Consider the following 18,275-nt stretch of genomic DNA (forward strand, 5'->3'; position numbering starts at 1 on the left):
CATGGCAACACACCTGTGCCTCCTGGGTGATGCCACCAGCCCCCATGTTCAGCGGTGGGCGCGGGAAATGCTCCAGCGTGGCTACCGCGTTTCGCTGATCACGGCACGCCCCGCGTCCATCGATGGCGTCACCGTGCGGGCCATCCGGCCCGTGCACCGCTCGCTCGACTGGCTGTTCCGTGTCCGGGAAACCAGGCGCCACGTGGCCGAACTGGCCCCCGACCTCCTGCATGCCCATTACGTCACCTCCTACGGCTATCTGGCCGCACGTTGCGGCAAACATCCGGTGGTAATGACCGCCTGGGGAAGCGACCTGTTGGTGACCCCCGGCAAGAGCGCCTGGATGCGCTGGCTGACCGGCTGGATACTGCGCCAGGCCGACCTCATCACCGGCGACTCCGCCAGCCTGATGAGCGCAGTGGCCCAATTCCGACCCCGCTGCACCGCCGAGGAAATCCACTGGGGGGTGGAACTGCAGCGCTTCCACCCCGTTCCCTGGAGCCACAAGCAAGGCAGCCAGCTGGTGAGCCTGCGCGCCTGGGAACCCAACTACAACATCGACACCATCATCGAGGCATTCGCTCTTCTGCAGGCGCGGTTGCCCTCGGCCGACCTGCGCTTGCACCTGCTCGGAGGAGGCAGCATGGAAAGCGCCCTGCGCAGCCAGGTGCACAAGGCGCAGCTGGACAACAAGGTGCAGTTCCACGGCCGACTCGATGATGCGGGCATGACCCGGGTACTGGGCGAAGGCAAGATATCTGTCTCGGTGCCCAGCAGTGACGCAACATCCGTCGCCATGCTGGAGAGCATGGCGTGTGGCCTCGCGGTGGTCGCCAGCGAACTGCAGGCCAACCGGCACTGGATCGACCCGCAGTGGCTGGTTGAGGCGGGGAACGCCACAGCGCTCGCCGCCCGGCTGGAAGCCCTGATCGCCAACGACACCCTGGCGGAACAAGCCGGCCTGCACAATGCCACCCGCATCGCCCAGGACGGCGACCGCGCGGTACAGATGAACCGCATGCACGCGCTGTACCAGCAGTTGCTCCATACACCTTGAACCCCATGCCCCAAGGCCTTGAATTGGACAACCTGATCAGCGTGATCGTGCCGTGCCGCAACGAGCGCCAGCACATTGACGCATTCTGCGACTCCGCCCTTCGCCAGCAACTCCCGGCGGGCTGGCGCATGGAAGTGCTGATTGCAGACGGCGACAGCGATGACGGCACGCGCGAGCACCTCCTGCAGCGCTGTGCTGCGGACCCACGGCTCGTCCTGGTGGACAACCCCGGCCGCATTGTCTCCACCGGGCTCAACGCCTGCATTGCCCGCGCGCGGGGCGGCACCATTGCCCGCATGGACGTGCACAGCCAGTTTGCCCCCGACTACCTTGCGCAGTGCATCGAGGCGCTCGAACGCACCCGCGCCGACAACGTGGGCGGCCCGTGGGTGGCCCGGGGAACCGGGCCCGCCGGGGCCGCCGTCGCCGCCGCCTTCCAGTGCCGCTGGGTGGTGGGCGGCGCGCGCTCGCGCGATGACCAGTACGAAGGCGAGGTGGATACCGTCTACCTGGGATGCTGGCCCCGCAGCGTGTTTGACCGGTTCGGACTGTTTGACGAAGCCCTGGTGCGCAACCAGGACGACGAGCACAACCTGCGCATGCGCCTGGGGGGGGCACGCATCTGGCAGAGCCGGCTCATCCATTCCACCTACCACCCGCGCAATTCGCTCAGGCACCTGTTCGCGCAACAACGGCAGTACGGCTACTGGCGGCCTTTTGTGATGCGCAAACATGGGCAGCCAGGCTCCGTGCGGCAGCTGGTGCCTGCAGCATTTGTGGCCAGCGCGGTGGCCAGCGCCGTGGTGTTGCCCTGGTCCGCCTGGCCCGGGGCCGCGCTGGGCCTCGCCTACGCAACCTATCTTCTGGCGGCATCGGTGGCGGCAGCCCGATCGGCCCGCAACTGGGGGCTGCTGCCCCGCCTCCCGGCGACGATTGCGGCGTTTCATGTGGGCTACGGCCTGGGCACCTGGCGAGGGCTGTGGGACGTTGCACGCTCGCGCGCGCCTTCCTCCGACTTTGCACGCATCACGCGATGACCGACAACGAACCCCAGGCCGTCAAGGCCCGCTACGCACGGCGAGACCCAGCGGCCGATGAAGCGCGCTACAGCCTGTATGCCAATGCGGCGGCGCTGCAGGCGCAGCAGGAGCGCCTCCGTACCATGGCAGGCATCTGGCAGGCCCACGGCTGGAGCAGCCTGGCCCACCGGCCGATGCTGGAAGTTGGCTGCGGAAGCGCGGGCAATCTGCACGACCTGGTGCGGCTGGGTGCCACCCCCGCCTGCCTGACGGGCCTGGAGCTTCTTCCCGAACGAGCCGCCGCAGCGCGCGCCTCGCTGCCAGCGGACGCGGCCATTGTGGAAGGAGATGCCGTCTTGGCCCCGGTGCAGCCTGCCAGCCAGGATGCCGTGCTCGCCTTCACGCTCTTCAGCTCTTTGCTCGACGAGGGCTATCGCCGCCATCTGGCCCAGGCGATCTGGCAATGGGTCGCGCCCGGCGGCGGAGTGCTGGTCTATGACTTTGTCGTCAACAACCCTGCCAATGCCGATGTGCGAGGCATGCCCCTGCGCGAATTGAAAACGCTGTTTCCCGCCGCGCAGATACACTCGTGCCGCCTTACCCTGGCGCCCCCGCTCGCGCGGTGCCTGCCCCCACCGATGATTCCTCCCGCATCCACCTTGCTCTGGTTCCTGCGCACCCACCGCCTGACCTGGGCCGTGAAGCCCCGCTGAGCACCGCCTGCCCGTCTGGACGCCCTCCATGCCCCACCCTTCTTCCCCTGACCTGCCCTTCCTGCCGTTCGCCCGCCCCGATATCGGTGCTGCGGAAATCGATGCCGTCAGCGCAGCCCTGCTTTCGGGGTGGGTCACGACCGGGCCCAAGACCAAGGAGTTCGAGCAGGCATTCGCCGCCTTCCTGGGGGGCGGCGGGCTCCAGAGCCTTGCCGTCAACTCCGCCACGGCGGGTCTGCACCTTGCGCTGGAAGCCCTGGGCATCGGCCCCGGCGACGAGGTGATCGCGCCCACACTGACCTTCACCGCCACCGTGGAGGTGGTGCGCTACCTGGGCGCCGAACCGGTACTGGTGGATGTGGACCCGGTGACCCTCAACATCGACCCGGCCAAGGTGCGCGCCGCCATCACGCCCCGAACAAAAGCCATCATGCCCGTGCACTACGGGGGCCTGGCCTGCGACATGGACGCCATCCTGTCCATCGCCAAAGAACACCAGCTCAAGGTGGTGGAAGACGCAGCCCATGCCTTGCCCACCACCTGGCGCGGCACCCTGGTGGGACAACTGCAGTCCGATGTCACGGTGTTCAGCTTCTACGCCAACAAGACCATCACCACCGGAGAAGGCGGCATGGCGATGACGCGCGACCCGGAGCTCGCCAAGCGCATGCGCGTGATGCGCCTGCACGGCATGAACCGGGATGCCTTCGACCGCTTCACGTCCAAGACGCCCGCCTGGTACTACGAGGTGGTGGCTCCGGGATTCAAGTACAACATGACGGACGTTGCAGCCGCCATGGGCGTGGAGCAACTGGCGCGGCTGCCGCAATTCGTGCAGCGACGGCAAGACCTGGCAATCCGCTACCACGAACAGCTGGCGCCCCTGCCCCTGACCTTGCCAGCCACTGCGCCACCAGGCGACACCCATGCGTGGCACCTCTATGTCATCCGGCTGCGGGCGGACGCGCCACTGGGGCGTGACGAGGTCATCCAGGCACTGTCGGACAGGGGCATCGGCACCAGCGTGCACTATGTGCCGCTGCACCGGCACCCGTACTGGCGCGACCGGTACCAATTGACGCCCGCCATGTTCCCCCAGGCCGATGCAGCCTACCAGGCCATGATCAGCATCCCCTTGTTCACCGCCATGAGTGACAGCGACCAGGACCGCGTGATTGCAGCGCTGCACGAGGTGCTGCGCTGACATGCCCAAGCGGCTGTTCGACCTTTTCTTTGCTGCCCTCGGCTTGCTGCTGCTCGCCCCCGTGCTGCTGGCCGTGGCACTGTGGGTGGTGCGGGATTCGCCCGGTCCAGCATTCTTTCGCCAGCAGCGCGTGGGCCGCGCAGGCAGGTTGTTCCGCATCTACAAGTTCCGCACCATGCACCCGCGCGCCGAAGCCTTGGGCCCGGCGATTACCGTAGGGGCCGATGCCCGCATTACCCGGGCCGGCCACTGGCTGCGGCGCACCAAGATCGATGAATTGCCCCAGCTTTTCAACGTGCTGCTGGGCCACATGAGCCTCGTCGGCCCCCGGCCTGAGGTGCCGCACTATGTCGCGCTCTACCCGGATTCCGTGCGGGAACTGGTGCTCAGCGTGCGGCCGGGCATCACAGACCGCGCCTCCATCGAATTCCGCGACGAAAGCACCTTGCTGGGCCAGAGCGGCGATCCGGAGCGCACTTACGTGGAGCAGATCCTGCCCATCAAGCTCCGCTACGCCGCCGACTACGCCCGCTCGCACACGCTCTGGACCGACCTGAAGATCATCGCCGGAACGGCATCCGCGCTGTGGAGCGACCGTCCGTCCAGGGGATAAGGACCAGTCGGCACCCCGTAGCCGATAAAATCAGGGGTTTGGCTGAACCCAGCCCCAAAATTTCACGCCCCCGCACCGACGGCACCTATGTCAGACCAAAACCACGCCCCCGCTCCCCAGGACGAAAACCAGCTCATCGCCGAGCGCCGCGAAAAGCTCCGCGCTCTGCGCGAGGCCCAGGCCAACGGCGGTGGCGTTGCCTTCCCCAACAACTTCAAGCCCGGCCACAAGGCCGCCCAGTTGCACCTGGAGCACAGCGCTGCCACGAACGAGGCCCTGGAAGCCACGCCGGTGAACGTCTCGGTGGCCGGCCGCATGATGCTCAAGCGCGTCATGGGCAAGGCCAGTTTTGCCACGGTGCAGGATGGCTCGCTGGGCGACGTGGGCGGGCGCATCCAGCTTTACGTGACCCGCGACGCCGTGGGCGAAGAGCTGTATGCCGCCTTCAAGCACTGGGACCTGGGCGACATCGTGGGCGCCGAAGGCACGCTCATGAAGACCAAGACGGGCGAGCTGTCGGTCAAGGTGACCGGCCTGCGCCTCTTGACCAAGAGCCTGCGCCCCCTGCCCGACAAGTTCCACGGCATGGCCGACCAGGAGCAGAAGTACCGCCAGCGCTATGTGGACCTGATTACCGACGAGCAGGCCCGCAAGCGCTTCATGGCGCGCAGCAAGGCGGTGAGCGGCCTGCGCGAGTTCATGGTGGGCCACGGCTTCCTTGAAGTCGAAACGCCCATGCTGCACCCCATCCCGGGCGGCGCCAATGCCAAGCCGTTCGTCACGCACCACAACGCGCTGGAGCAGGAGATGTACCTGCGCATCGCGCCCGAGCTGTACCTGAAGCGCCTGATCGTGGGCGGTTTCGAGCGGGTATTCGAGATCAACCGCAGCTACCGCAACGAGGGCATCTCGGTGCGCCACAACCCCGAGTTCACCATGATGGAGTTCTACGCGGCGTACTGGAACTACCTGGACCTGATGGACTTCACCGAGACGCTGATCCGCGAAGTGGCGCTCAAGGCCACGGGCTCGCTGCAAATGACCTACCAGGGCCGCGCCGTGGACCTGACGCAGCCGTTCGCGCGCCTGACCATCCGCGAAGCGATCTTCCAGTACACCGAAGCCGGCGCCCACGTGGACGATGCCGCGTGGCTGGTCAGCGCGCTCAAGAAGCTGGGCATGACCGAGGAGAAGGACAAGCTCTCGGCACGCACGCTGGCCAGCCTGCAGGTGCTGTATTTCGAAGAAACGGTGGAAGACAAGCTCTGGCAGCCGACGTTCATCATGGAGCACCCGACCGAGATCTCGCCACTGGCACGCGCCAACGATGCCCGTCCCGAGGTCACCGAGCGTTTCGAGCTGTACATCACGGGCCGCGAGTTCGGCAACGGCTTCAGCGAGCTGAACGATGCCGAAGACCAGGCCGCGCGTTTCCATGCCCAGGTGGCCGCCAAGGACAGCGGCGACGACGAGGCCATGTTCTACGACCATGACTTCGTGCGGGCGCTGGAATACGGCATGCCCCCCACGGGGGGTTGCGGCATCGGCATCGACCGCCTCATGATGCTGCTGACCGACAGCCCCAGCATCCGCGACGTGATTCTTTTCCCAGCGCTGCGCCGGGAGTCCTGAGACCGCATCCGCAGCGCCCGGCCGCCACGTCCGCCTGATCGCGCCGTTTCACAGGACACACCAGGAGCCACCGTGCCATTCATCTCCAGCACCGCCCCTTATCCGGCCAACGCGCCACTGCCCGCGGGCGCAGGCTTTTCGGTGCTGGTGGTCGAGGACCAGGGCTCCGTGCGGGCCGCGCTGGTGGCCGAACTGCGGCGCGCGGGCGTGTCCGCCATCTTCGAGGCCCCGGAGGGCAGCGCGGCACTGCACCTGTTCAAGGCCCACCGGCCCGACCTGGTGCTGCTGGACATCAAGCTGCCCGGCAAGGATGGCTATTGGGTGGCGCAGCAGATGCGCGAGAGCGAGGCCGGCGACTGGACGCCCATCATCTTCCTGTCGGGCCTGGACAACGAGCTCGACGTCTGGCGCGGCATCGAAGTGGGGGGCGATGACTACCTGGTCAAGCCCGTGAGGCCCATCGTGCTGATGGCCAAGCTGCGGGCCATGCGGCGGCTGCTGGACATGCGCCGCAGGCTCGTGTCGGTATCGGCCGAGCTGCACCTGGCCAACCAGCGCCTCAACGAAATGGTCGAGGTCGACGCGCTGACCGGCCTGGTCAACCGCCGCGGCTTCGACCGCATCCTGCACAACGAGATCCTGGCCGCACGCCGCGATGCCACGCCGCTCACGCTGATGCTGTGCGACCTGGACCACTTCAAGCTGTTCAACGATGCCAGCGGGCATGTGCAGGGCGATGCCTGCCTGAAAGAGGTGGGCCGCCTGCTGCGCGAGGTCTGCGTGCGCCCCAGGGATGTGGCTTCGCGCTATGGCGGCGAGGAATTCGCACTCATCCTGCCGAACACGCCGCGCTCGGGCGCGATGACCTTTGCAAGGGCATTGGCGCAGCTGCTCAAGGTCCGCGCCATACCGCATGCGGATTCGCCACTGGGCAGCATCCTGACACTGTCGGGCGGCATCACCACCTGCGTGCCCGACGACAGCACCAATGCCGAAAGCATGATCATGCGCGCCGACCAGGCCCTGTATGCCGCCAAGGCCCAGGGCCGCAACCGCTTCTTCAGCTTTGAAATGCAGATGGACACCGTGGAGCAATTGCGCAATTGAGTTTCTTTTCCGCCTTCTCGTTCGACGCCACCGAGCGCAGCGCGCGCACCGCCGTTTCGCGCATGCAAATCCTGAAGGCCCGCCTGCCCGACTGGGTGCAGGACTGGCTGGAAGTCATCATCCCCGGCACGCAGATCCTGCTGATCCTGTTTGTCGCCTGGCTGCTGCAGCGCATGCTGCGCCGCATCGTGCGCCGCGCCAGTGCGCACTACCAGGTGCCCGACGAGCTGGTCGTGCCCATGAATGGGCTCATCCGCTGGTTCATCGTGGCGGGCGCCCTGCTGCTGGTGCTCGAGCGCATGGGAGTGTCCGCCACCGTGCTCTGGACGGCATTCACGGGCTTCGCCACGGTGGGCGCCGTGGCGTTCTTTGCCGCGTGGAGCGTGCTCTCCAACCTGTTCTGCGCGCTGCTCATCTTCACGGTACGGCCCTTTCGCATCGGCGACTACATCGAGGTGCTGGACACCGCGGAGAAACCGGGCGCCAAGGGCCGGGTGGTGGACATCAACCTGCTGTACACCACGCTGGAGGACCATGGCGCAGCAGCGGGCCAGGTGGCCTGGTTGCAGATTCCGAATGCGTTGGTGTTTCAGCGGGTGGTGCGCAGATTCCAGGGGGTGCCACCGCCGCCCGCGCCCCCCGCCAGCGCTGCGCATGCCGCGGAAAGTGCGCCGGCGGCCCCGCCACCGGTCACGCCCGGGCCTTTCAACACGCCATAGCGCAACCAACCGGGCGCGGCACTGCCCTGCGCCAGGCCGCGCGCAAGCGGTTGCTCTGCGTCAGGGCAGCAGGTCGAGCGCCTGCAGGTAGGCGGGCTGGTACATCAGCTCGTCCCACGCCTGGGGCAAGGTTTCGGGCAGCAGCGCCAGACGGCGAGACTCGCTGTCCACGCTCGGCTGCCAGCGGCCCTGGGCGCGGGCCTGGTCCAGGCCGGCGATGAGTTCATCCACCGCGCGGCCATCGCCCACGCTCTGGTTGCACAGCAGCACGAGGTCGCAGCCGGCCTGGAGCGCCGCCACGGCCGCATCGGTGTAGCCGACCACCTGGCCGTCCAGGCGGCGTGCGCCTTCCATGCTGAGGTCGTCGCTGAAGATCGCGCCATCAAAGCGCATCTGGCGGCGCAGGATGTCCTGCAGCCAGCGCTGCGAGAAACCCGCGGGGCGGCTGTCGACCTTGGGGTAGATCACATGGGCCGGCATCACGCTGGTGAGCGTGCTGCTGAGCCAGGGGTACGGGGCGGCGTCGTCGGCCAGGATGGCCTTGAGGCTGCGCTTGTCCACGGGTACCTCGGTGTGCGAGTCGGCCTTGACGAAGCCATGGCCGGGAAAGTGTTTGCCGCAGTTGGCCATGCCGGCCTGCAGCAGACCATGCATGAGGCTCTTGGCGAGCAGCGCCACCACGCGCGGGTCGCGGTGAAAGGCGCGGTCGCCGATCACACCGCTTTCACCCCAATCGAGGTCGAGCACGGGCGTGAAGCTGAAGTCCACACCGCAGGCGCGCAGCTCGGCGCCCAGCACATAGCCCGCCGCCGTGGCCGCATTGGTCGCACGCAGCGCGCCGCTGCCGGGCACGGCCTTGGCGCCTTTGCCGTCGTCCATCCACATATCACCCAGCGCGCGCATGGGCGGCAGGTGCGTAAAGCCATCGGTGCGAAAGCGCTGCACGCGGCCGCCTTCGTGGTCCACGCAGATCAGCAGGTCGTCGCGCACGGCCTTGATGCTGCTCGTGAGCTGCAGCAGCTGCGCGCGGTTCTCCCAGTTGCGGGCAAACAGGATGATGCCGCCGGTCAGCGGGTGCGCGAGGCGGCGGCGGTCAGCGCTGGTCAGCTCTTTGCCAGCCACGTCGAGGATAAGGGGTGCGTGTTCGGTCATGGGTTTCAAGAATGATTTTGCTATGCAAATAATAGCTATCAGCGCTTGCCAATCAAGCGCTGGATGCCGATTTTTCTTCAGCCCTCTCGACCACGCAGAAACTGGCGGCGTAGTCGGTCTCGTCGGTCACGCTCAGGTGCGCCTGCAGCCCCCGGGCCTCGAACCATTCCTTGAGCGCGCCGTGCAGCACGATGACTGGCTGGCCGGATGGCAGCTTGGCGACCTCGCAGTGGCGCCAGGTCATGGGCATGCGCATGCCCAGGCCGATGGCCTTGCTGAAGGCTTCCTTGGCGGAAAAGCGCGTGGCCAGGTAGCGCAGGCCCCGGTCGGGCCAGCGGCTGCTCCTCTCGCGCCAGGTGGCCAGTTCGCCGTCGGCCAGCACCTTCTGGGCAAAGCGTTCGCCGTGGCGCTCCAGGCTGGCCGCGATGCGGCGCACGTCGCAGATGTCGGTGCCAATGCCGTAGATCATGTTTTGTTGAATCAAATTGGCTGCTAGCGCTTATCTATCAAGCGCAAGCAGCTATCAAATCAGGAGTTATCTGCCTGTGCCGCGAAACCCGACCGGATGCAGCCCAGGTAGGCCAACACCGTGGCGGCGTAGCCCAGCTCCAGCGCGTCGGCGATCAGTGCATGCCCAATCGAGACCTCCCGCACGCCGGGCACGCCGCGCACGAAGGCGGCGAGGTTGTCGCGGTTGAGGTCGTGGCCCGCATTCACGCCCAGGCCCGCATCCAGCGCGGCCTGTGCGGCCGCGGCGTAGCGCTGAAGCTCAAAGGCTTGCTGCGGAGTCTCCCAGGCGGCGGCGTAGGGCTCGGTGTACAGCTCCACCCGGTCAGCGCCCACCGCCCTGGCGGCGGCCATCTGCTCCGGCACCGGGTCCATGAACAGGCTCACGCGCACACCCAGTGCCTTGCACTCGGCGATCAGAGGCGCCAGGCGCCCGGCATCCTGCGGAAAGCTCCAGCCGTGGTCGCTGGTGAACTGGTCTTCGCTGTCGGGCACGAAGGTCGCCTGGTGGGGGCGCACTTGGCGGATGAAGTCCATCAGGTTCTGCGACGGGTTGCCTTCGATGTTGTATTCGCGATCGGGCCAGGCCTTCATCAAGGCGGCCAGCTCGAACACGTCCTGGCCGCGGATGTGCCGCTCGTCGGGCCGGGGATGCACGGTGATGCCCTGCGCGCCCGCCCGCAGGCACAGCTCGGCCGCGCGCGTGACGCTCGGAATGCCCAGGTGGCGCGTGTTGCGCACCAGGGCGACCTTGTTGACGTTGACCGACAGGGCGGTGGTCGGGTGCGAGGGGCGGTGTGGCTGGTTCATAGGGCCTGCAGGTCGATCATGAGCTGGCGGGTGCGCAGCGTCGGGCTGCCGCAATGGTATTGCAGCAGGGCCCGCAGCTGGGGCTTGAGTTCGGCCGAGACGGCAACGCAGGCCCGCAGTGTGGCGGTATAGCTGGCGGCATCGTCCAGCGCCCGCTGCAATGCCTGCCACTGGCTGCCCGGCAGCCCGCCCCGCTCGACCGCCGAGGCAGCGCGCAGGCCTCCTTCGGGGACCAGCGTGTAGCGCGTGCCGGCCTGCAGGGGGGCCAGGGTCATGGTCTGAACGTCGAGGCTCGGCAACAGGCCGATCTCGCGCAGCAGCAGCAGTTCGAAACTGCGCAGCACGGGCTCCAGGGCGTCGCCATGCTCGCTGGCCAACACCCGCACCACGCCCGCGTAGGCGTCGAACAGCGCGGCGTGCGGGTCCGCGCGGGCCAGCAGGCGCAGCAGCAGTTCGTTGAGGTACAGGCCCGACAGCAGGGCGTCGCCCGTGGGCATCACGTGGCCGCCCACCCACTCGGCGCCCTTGAGCGCGTGGATGTCCGCGTCGCCATTGCCGGCCAGGGTGTAGGTCAGCAGCAGGGGCTGCAGCGGCAGCAGCACCGGTCGGAAGTTGGAGCTGGGCTTCTTCGCGCCCTTGGCCACCAGGGCGACACGGCCGTAGTGGCGGCTGAAGACCTCCAGGATCAGGCTGGACTCGCTCCAGTCGTAGCTGTGCAGCACGAAGGCAGGTTCATCGGAGATGCGCTTGGCGGCAGCCACGTGGGGGTCGCAGGGGTAGGCGTGAGGATGGAGTGTGGCGGCGGCTCAACCAACGCCGGCCACCCGGCGGGCAGCGGGCGCTGATGGCATGCACTTACTCGTAGCCGAAGGAACGCACCCGGGCTTCATCGTCAGCCCAGCCGGAGCGGACCTTGACCCACAGCTCCAGGAACACCTTGGCATCCATGAGCTTTTCCAGCTCCTGCCGCGCCTCGGTACCGATGCGCTTGAGCCGCTCACCCTTGTCGCCGATGACCATCATCTTGTGGTTGTCCCGCTCCACCACGATGGTGGCGGCGATCTTGACCAGTCGCTTGTGCTGCTTGCTCGCCTCTTCCTCGAACTTGTCGATGACGACGGTGGAGGTGTAGGGCAGTTCATCCCCGGTGAAGCGGAACAGCTTTTCGCGCACGGTTTCGGAGGCCAGGAATTTCTCGCTGCGGTCGGTCAGTTCGTCCTCGCCGTACCACCAGCCCTGCTCGGGCAGGTATTTTTCGCAGATGCCGAAAAGGCGCTCGATGTCGCCCTTGTTCTTAGCCGACATGGGCACGAATTCGGTGAACGGATGGCGCTCCTGCATGCTCTTGAGCCAGGGCGCGATCTCCGCGCGGCGGTGCACCATGTCGAGCTTGTTCGCCACCAGGAGCGTGGGAATGCCGGGCTTGAACAGCGAGAGTACCTTGGCATCGGCCAGCGTGAAGTTGCCGGCCTCCACCACGAACAGGATCAGGTCCACGTCGCCGATCGCCCCCATCACGGTCTTGTTCAGGGACTTGTTGAGCGCGGTGGCGTGGCGCGTCTGGAAGCCCGGCGTGTCCACGAAAATGAACTGCGTCTGCTCGCGGGTGCGGATGCCGGTGATGCGGTGGCGCGTGGTCTGCGCCTTGCGCGAGGTGATGCTGATCTTCTGCCCCACCAGCGCATTGAGCAGCGTGGACTTGCCCACGTTGGGCTTGCCCACGATGGCGATCACGCCGCAGCGCTGGCCGGGGACGGCCGCGGGGGCGCCCGCCGCCGCGAGCATGGCCTCCAGGTCATTTTGCGCCCCTGCGCTTGCTGCACCTTCGTCACCAGCTACGTCTTTGGTAGCATCATTCATAGATTCTTTGCTTTCAATGTGGCCAGCATGGCCACCGCTGCGGCCTGCTCGCCGGCCCGGCGGGAGCCGCCGATGCCACGCTCGGTCAGGCCCAACTCGGGAATGTCGCATTCGACATCGAAGGTCTGGCGGTGCGCCGCCCCGACCGTCGCCACCACGCGGTACTGCGGCAGCTTCATTTTGCGGCCCTGGAGCCACTCCTGCAACGCGGTTTTGGCATCCTTGGACGCCGCCTGCATCTGCGGGTTGATCTCGACACCCTGGAACAGGCGGTGCACCAGCGCCTCCGCGCTGCCATACCCCGCGTCAAGGTACACCGCGCCGATGAGCGCCTCCAGCGCATCGGCCAGGATGGACGGCCGCTGCTGGCCGCCGGATTTGGACTCCCCCTCCCCCAAACGCAGCACCTCGGAAATCTTGAGGCCCAGCGCCAGCTGGTGCAGGGTGTCCTGCTTGACGAGGTTGGCACGGACACGGGACAAATCGCCTTCCGGCAAGGCCGACAATTGCCGATAGAGCAGGCTTGCGACCGCCAGATTCAACACGGAATCACCCAGAAACTCCAGCCGCTCGTTATGGTCGGCCGAAAAGCTGCGGTGCGTGGTGGCGCGCTGGAGAAGGGATGGATCGGAAAAAACATGCTGCAGGCGGGACTGCAGCGCTTGAAGGCCGGCGTGCACTAGTTTGTGTGTCCTTCAAAGCGGTAGACAAGATAGGCCGGACCCGCCAGCGCGATTTCGCGGGAGTACTTGTAGGACACCACGACCTTGTCGCCACGCTTGCCCACCTCCAGGTCCTTGCCCTGGATGGAGGCAATGTTGTCAATTGCCGCTGCGCGGTCAAACGCCGCCTGAACACCAGCCACGGAGCTTTCTACTTTGGCCTTTTCAACGGCTTTTTTAATGGCCACATATTCAAGAAAAATGGGGACCGACTGGCCGCCAATGGCGAAAACGGCCACAGCCAGGACACCAATGAAGACCAGACCAAAAAAAGACAATCCGCGCTGGCGCGACCGGCTGGCCACGCGATGGACTTTCACCATGATGTATTCCCTCTCCTTGTTTGCCTTGACGGCCGTGGCTTAGTGGAATGAACCGATGCGCTTGAGGTTACCGAAATTCATCCAGACAAAAAAGGCCTTCCCGACGATATTGCCTTCTGGAACGAATCCCCAGTAGCGCGAATCGAGCGAGTTGTCCCGGTTGTCCCCCATCATGAAATAGTGGCCTTCCGGCACCTTGCAGACGACGCCTTCGACACTGTAGCGGCAGTTTTGCCGGTAGGCAAAATTGCTCGCGCCCTGCACGAAGGCAGGAACATCGGGGTTGTTCAGCAAGCGATGCGGCTGCGGGCCCAGTTGCTCTTCAAACTGCTTGAAGTAGCGCATCGAATCCTCTTCGAAGAAATCCGGCGCTGCCTTGGTATCCACGGCTTGGCCGTTGATCGTGAGGCGCTTGTTGAGGTAGGCGACCTCGTCCCCCGGCACTCCGACCACCCGCTTGATGTAGTCCAGGCTGGGCTGCGGCGGGTAGCGAAACACCAGCACATCCCCCCGCGCAGGCTTGGTGCCTTCGGTGATCTTGGTGTGGATGACCGGCAGGCGGATACCGTAGGTGAACTTGTTCACCAGGATCAGGTCGCCCACCAGCAGCGTGGGAATCATGGAACCCGACGGAATCTTGAAAGGCTCGAACAGAAATGACCTCAGCAGGAACACCGCGACGATCACCGGGAACAGTCCTGCGGTCCAGTCCAGCCACCAGGGCTGCATGAGCAGCCTCCCCTTGGCTTCCTGGACATCCACATCAACTTTCTGGATGCCCATGCGGTCCAGTTCGGCGCGGCGCTGCACCGCGGCATCTTCCACGGCCTGGGCCGCCCGGCGGCGCTGCGGCAAAAAGTACAGCCGCTCGGCCAGCCAGTAGGCACCCGTGACCACCGTGGCCAGGAACAACAGCAGGGCAAAGTTGCCTTCCACGGCCCCAAAGTACCAAGCGCCGATATACCCGCCAAATGCGGCCAGCACCACAGAGGTGAGAATCTGCATGGCCTGCATCAGTCTTCCACCTGCAAAATGGCCAGGAAGGCCTCCTGGGGCACCTCGACCGATCCAATCTGTTTCATGCGTTTCTTACCTGCTTTCTGCTTCTCGAGGAGCTTGCGCTTGCGGGTGATATCACCGCCGTAACATTTTGCCAGCACGTTCTTGCGCAATGCCTTGATGGTTTCGCGCGCAATGATGTTGGCACCGATGGCGGCCTGAATGGCCACGTCGTACATCTGGCGGCTGATGATCTCGCGCATCTTGGCGACCACGGCACGTCCGCGGTACTGCGATTGCGAGCGGTGCACGATGATGGACAGCGCGTCGACCTTTTCACCGTTGAGCAGGATGTCGACCTTCACCACATCGGAGGCGCGGTATTCCTTGAACTCGTAGTCCATGGAGGCATAGCCGCGCGACACCGACTTGAGCTTGTCGAAGAAGTCGAGCACGATTTCGCCCAGCGGCATTTCGTAGGTGAGCATCACCTGGCGGCCGTGGTATGCCATGTTCATCTGCACGCCGCGCTTCTGGTTGGCCAGTGTCATCACCGGGCCCACATAGTCCTGCGGCATGTACAGATGCACCGTGACGATGGGCTCGCGGATCTCCTCCAGCCGCCCCTGGTCCGGCATCTTGGAGGGATTCTCGACCATGATCACTTCGCCATCGGCCTTGACCACCTGGTAGACCACGCTGGGCGCCGTGGTGATGAGGTCCTGGTCGAACTCTCGCTCCAGGCGCTCCTGCACGATTTCCATGTGCAGGAGCCCGAGGAATCCGCAACGAAAACCAAAGCCCAGCGCCTGGCTCACTTCGGGTTCGTAGTGCAGCGAGGCGTCGTTGAGCTTGAGCTTTTCCAGCGCATCGCGCAGCGAGTCGTACTCGCTCGCTTCGGTGGGGTACAGCCCCGCGAAAACCTGCGGCTGGATTTCCTTGAAGCCGGGCAAGGCCTCGGCGGCGGGGCCTGCGTTGTTGGGCAGCTTCTTTTCCAGCGTGATCGTGTCGCCGACCTTGGCGGCCTGCAGCTCCTTGATGCCCGCGATGATGTAGCCCACCTGCCCCGCATCCAGCGAATTGCGCGGCTCGTTGGCGGGCGTGAACACCCCCAGGTTGTCGGCGTTGTACACGGCGCCACTGGCCATCATCTTGATGCGCTCGCCCTTGAGCAGCCGCCCGTCCACCACGCGCACCAGCATCACGACGCCGACATAGCTGTCAAACCAGCTGTCGATGATCATGGCCCGCAGCGGACCCTGCGCATTGCCGCGCGGCGCGGGCACCTTGGCGACGATGGCTTCCAGGATCTCCTCGATGCCCATGCCCGTCTTGGCGGAACATGGAATGGCATCCGTGGCGTCGATGCCGATCACGTCCTCGATCTCGGCCTTGGCGTTGTCCGGATCCGCATTGGGCAGATCCATCTTGTTGAGCACCGGCACGACCTCGACACCCAGGTCCAGCGCCGTGTAGCAGTTCGCGACCGTCTGGGCTTCGACGCCCTGGGATGCATCGACCACCAGCAACGCGCCCTCGCAGGCAGACAGCGAGCGGCTCACTTCATACGAGAAGTCCACATGACCCGGCGTGTCGATCAGATTGAGGTTGTAGACCTGGCCATCCTGTGCCTTGTATTGCAGTGCCGCCGTCTGCGCCTTGATGGTTATCCCACGCTCCTTTTCGATGTCCATCGAGTCCAGAACCTGGGCCTCCATCTCACGGTCCGCAAGGCCGCCACAGCGCTGGATCAAGCGATCAGCGAGCGTCGACTTGCCATGGTCGATGTGCGCAATGATGGAAAAATTTCTGATGTGGTTCATCAACGGAAAGCGTCAAGTGATTGAATTAAAACGGAGCACACAAGAAAAAAGGGCGCGTCGAATGGCGACGCGCCCTGAACCAACAATCATTGGCAACTGCGATAGTTGGAGCTTCATTGTAGGCAAAAAGCCCGCAGGAAAAAGCCCATACGACTGCATCCAGGGGGAGTTGCCAGGGTGCAACAGGGCTTTTATTCACAACTTATTCACAGTCTGCACAACAACAACGCTGGACAACTTGTGGGTGAGCTGTGGATCAGCTGTGCATTGCACCAGCGCATCCCGCATCGTGAATCCGCGCCTGGCCAATATACAGATTAGCGTTGAACAGGAGCCTCTATTCTATCGAATCCAGTTGATAGACCTTGAAAAAGTTAGCAAAAGCTAACATTCATGCCTTCGGAGAGGTTCCAGCAAAAACGCCAAAAAACCTTTCGCCGCGGTCAAATAGCCCATTGCAAAAGTGGGGAATCGCCGCCCAGGCGCCCCCACCCGCACATCCGACGCCTCAGCGTCCGGGCCGGATCAAGGCATATTGCGCCCACTCTCCACGTCGGTACAGCACATTGATAGCCTTGCTCTTGTCCGCCTTTGCCAGCACGGCTTCGAACTCCTTGACCCCCGATACCTCGGTGTTTGCGATCGCAAGAATCACGTCACCTTCGCGCAGGCCGGCACGCGCGGCAGCCTCCGTGGCGGTCGCCACCAGTACCCCGCCCTTGACCTTGAGTTCCTTCTTCTGCACATCGGAAAGTTCAATCACCGCCAGCCCGATTTGCTGCGCAGCGGCCGATGCCTTGGGCTTCTCTTCCCGTTCTGCCGCTTTGGCGGCCGCGGGCTTGTCAGGCTCGATCTCGGCAATGGTGATGCCCAGATCCCGCGAAGCGCCCCGGCGGAATACGGTCATGGTGCTCTTGGTGCCGGGCTTGGTGTTGCCCACCAGCCGGGGCAAATCAGCCACCTTCTCGATGGTCTTGCCATCGAAACGGGTGATGATGTCCCCCGCTTCCACCCCGGCCTTGTCTGCCGGCGATCCAGCCTCCACGCCGGTCACCAGGGCCCCCTGCGCCTTGCCCAGGCCAATCGATTCCGCCACGTCCTTGGTGACCTGTCCGATCTGCACGCCGATGCGACCCCGCGTGACCCGCCCGGACGCGCGCAATTGTTCGCTCACCCGGATGGCTTCATCCATCGGGATGGCAAACGAAATACCCATGAATCCACCCGAGCGCGAATAGATCTGGCTGTTGATCCCCACCACCTCGCCGCGCATGTTGATCAGGGGCCCCCCCGAGTTCCCAGGGTTGATGGCCACGTCGGTCTGGATGAAGGGCAGGTAGTCGCCGGTATCGCGCTGCTTGGCACTGACGATGCCCGCGGTCACCGTGTTCTCCAGCCCGAAAGGCGAGCCAATCGCCATGACCCACTCTCCGACACGCAGGCGTCCCAGATCACCCACCTTCACTGCGGGCAGCCCGGTGGCCTCGATCTTGACCACGGCCACGTCCGTGCGCTTGTCCGCGCCGATGATCTTGGCCTTGAACTCACGCTTGTCGGTCAGCGTGACGATCACTTCATCGGCCCCCTCCACGACATGCGCGTTCGTCATGACAAACCCGTCCGTGGTCAGGATGAAGCCCGAGCCCACGCCACGGGGCTGCTCGTCGTCCTGGGGCCGCTGCGGGCGCTGCTGCCTCGGCACGTTGGGAATCGGCACTCCGAAACGGCGGAAGAACTCCAGCATTTCCTCGTCCATGCCATTCGCGCTCGCGCGGCTCGACGCCTTTTCCACGGTCCGTATGTTGACCACGGACGGGCCCACCTGGTCCACCAGGTCGGTAAAGTCTGGCAGGCCACGCACAGCTGCGGCGGGCTGCGCGAAGGCGGCCTGGGGCAAAAACGCTCCACCGGCAACCCCGGCGAACATGCACGCAAATGCTACGGAGCGCAGCGCATTTCCATCGAACTTCGGCATCATCGACCTTTCGTGAATTGTGACGAACGCAGTCATCAAA

General features: G+C 65.1%; 19 protein-coding genes. 9 read left to right on the forward strand and 10 right to left on the reverse strand.

All coding sequences use genetic code 11. The annotated features are described in order from the left end of the window. Nucleotide 1 precedes the first annotated feature (1 nt). The 8 genes from AC3RCE_RS18280 (at nt 2) to AC3RCE_RS18315 (ending at nt 8,064) form a co-directional block, all read left to right on the forward strand. A complete protein-coding gene (locus tag AC3RCE_RS18280; RefSeq protein ID WP_492253632.1) occupies nt 2-1,057 on the forward strand; it encodes a glycosyltransferase in 1,056 nt (351 codons plus the stop codon). A 5-nt stretch (nt 1,058-1,062) separates the two neighbouring features. Beyond that, the gene (locus AC3RCE_RS18285; RefSeq protein ID WP_218295580.1) at nt 1,063-2,094 is read left to right on the forward strand and encodes a glycosyltransferase family 2 protein; all 1,032 of its coding nucleotides are present in this window, start codon (nt 1,063-1,065) and stop codon (nt 2,092-2,094) included. Beyond that, entirely contained in the window at nt 2,091-2,789 is a 699-nt protein-coding gene (locus AC3RCE_RS18290) for a class I SAM-dependent methyltransferase (protein ID WP_492253633.1), read from the forward strand. Before AC3RCE_RS18285 ends, AC3RCE_RS18290 begins: the two co-directional genes overlap by 4 nt. A 28-nt stretch (nt 2,790-2,817) precedes the next feature. Beyond that, entirely contained in the window at nt 2,818-3,993 is a 1,176-nt protein-coding gene (locus AC3RCE_RS18295) for a DegT/DnrJ/EryC1/StrS family aminotransferase (protein WP_218340112.1), read from the forward strand. Between the two features lies 1 nt (nt 3,994). Next, on the forward strand, nt 3,995-4,606 hold the full coding sequence (locus AC3RCE_RS18300) for a sugar transferase (RefSeq protein ID WP_218340111.1): 612 nt from the start codon (nt 3,995-3,997) through the stop codon (nt 4,604-4,606). 87 nt (nt 4,607-4,693) lie between these two features. Next, nucleotides 4,694-6,238 (forward strand): lysine--tRNA ligase, encoded by a 1,545-nt coding sequence (lysS, locus tag AC3RCE_RS18305; protein ID WP_218295584.1) that lies wholly within the window; start codon nt 4,694-4,696, stop codon nt 6,236-6,238. Between the two features lie 81 nt (nt 6,239-6,319). Continuing rightward, nucleotides 6,320-7,345 carry a GGDEF domain-containing protein gene (locus AC3RCE_RS18310; RefSeq protein WP_369643777.1) on the forward strand — a complete coding sequence of 342 codons (1,026 nt, stop codon included), beginning with the start codon at nt 6,320-6,322 and terminating at the stop codon, nt 7,343-7,345. Nucleotides 7,346-7,407: 62 nt separating this feature from the next. Further along, the gene (locus AC3RCE_RS18315; protein ID WP_218295818.1) at nt 7,408-8,064 is read left to right on the forward strand and encodes a mechanosensitive ion channel family protein; all 657 of its coding nucleotides are present in this window, start codon (nt 7,408-7,410) and stop codon (nt 8,062-8,064) included. Between the two features lie 60 nt (nt 8,065-8,124). Here the strand turns inward: AC3RCE_RS18315 and nagZ are convergent, their stop codons facing one another. The 9 genes from nagZ to lepA all read right to left on the reverse strand — a co-directional run bounded on the left by nagZ (nt 8,125) and on the right by lepA (nt 16,260). After that, nucleotides 8,125-9,216 carry a beta-N-acetylhexosaminidase gene (nagZ, locus tag AC3RCE_RS18320; RefSeq protein ID WP_218340110.1) on the reverse strand — a complete coding sequence of 364 codons (1,092 nt, stop codon included), beginning with the start codon at nt 9,214-9,216 and terminating at the stop codon, nt 8,125-8,127. 52 nt (nt 9,217-9,268) lie between these two features. After that, entirely contained in the window at nt 9,269-9,685 is a 417-nt protein-coding gene (gene acpS, locus AC3RCE_RS18325) for a holo-ACP synthase (protein WP_218340109.1), read from the reverse strand. 59 nt (nt 9,686-9,744) lie between these two features. Further along, nucleotides 9,745-10,533 carry a pyridoxine 5'-phosphate synthase gene (locus AC3RCE_RS18330; protein WP_492253634.1) on the reverse strand — a complete coding sequence of 263 codons (789 nt, stop codon included), beginning with the start codon at nt 10,531-10,533 and terminating at the stop codon, nt 9,745-9,747. Further along, on the reverse strand, nt 10,530-11,294 hold the full coding sequence (gene recO, locus AC3RCE_RS18335) for a DNA repair protein RecO (RefSeq protein ID WP_218295589.1): 765 nt from the start codon (nt 11,292-11,294) through the stop codon (nt 10,530-10,532). Before recO ends, AC3RCE_RS18330 begins: the two co-directional genes overlap by 4 nt. Before the next feature lie 94 nt (nt 11,295-11,388). After that, nucleotides 11,389-12,393 (reverse strand): GTPase Era, encoded by a 1,005-nt coding sequence (era, locus tag AC3RCE_RS18340; RefSeq protein WP_218295590.1) that lies wholly within the window; start codon nt 12,391-12,393, stop codon nt 11,389-11,391. Beyond that, entirely contained in the window at nt 12,390-13,073 is a 684-nt protein-coding gene (rnc, locus tag AC3RCE_RS18345; RefSeq protein WP_218295591.1) for a ribonuclease III, read from the reverse strand. Before rnc ends, era begins: the two co-directional genes overlap by 4 nt. Continuing rightward, nucleotides 13,073-13,438: a DUF4845 domain-containing protein gene (locus AC3RCE_RS18350; protein WP_218295592.1), complete on the reverse strand. Its 366-nt coding sequence runs from the start codon at nt 13,436-13,438 to the stop codon at nt 13,073-13,075. Before AC3RCE_RS18350 ends, rnc begins: the two co-directional genes overlap by 1 nt. Before the next feature lie 39 nt (nt 13,439-13,477). Beyond that, nucleotides 13,478-14,452, reverse strand: a complete 975-nt coding sequence (gene lepB / locus AC3RCE_RS18355; protein WP_369643004.1) for a signal peptidase I — start codon at nt 14,450-14,452, stop codon at nt 13,478-13,480. Continuing rightward, the gene (gene lepA, locus AC3RCE_RS18360; protein ID WP_218295594.1) at nt 14,452-16,260 is read right to left on the reverse strand and encodes a translation elongation factor 4; all 1,809 of its coding nucleotides are present in this window, start codon (nt 16,258-16,260) and stop codon (nt 14,452-14,454) included. The genes lepB and lepA overlap by 1 nt, the downstream gene beginning before the upstream one ends. Here lepA and AC3RCE_RS18365 point away from each other — a divergent pair. After that, nucleotides 16,250-16,648, forward strand: a complete 399-nt coding sequence (locus AC3RCE_RS18365; RefSeq protein WP_218340104.1) for a hypothetical protein — start codon at nt 16,250-16,252, stop codon at nt 16,646-16,648. The two genes, lepA and AC3RCE_RS18365, sit on opposite strands and share 11 nt — an antisense overlap. 120 nt (nt 16,649-16,768) lie before the next feature. On the opposite strand, the gene AC3RCE_RS18370 is transcribed toward AC3RCE_RS18365, so the two are convergent. Beyond that, a complete protein-coding gene (locus AC3RCE_RS18370; protein WP_492255407.1) occupies nt 16,769-18,235 on the reverse strand; it encodes a Do family serine endopeptidase in 1,467 nt (488 codons plus the stop codon). Nucleotides 18,236-18,275: the final 40 nt, after the last annotated feature.

This window comes from Acidovorax sp. GW823-FHT05D11, from assembly GCF_058795695.1.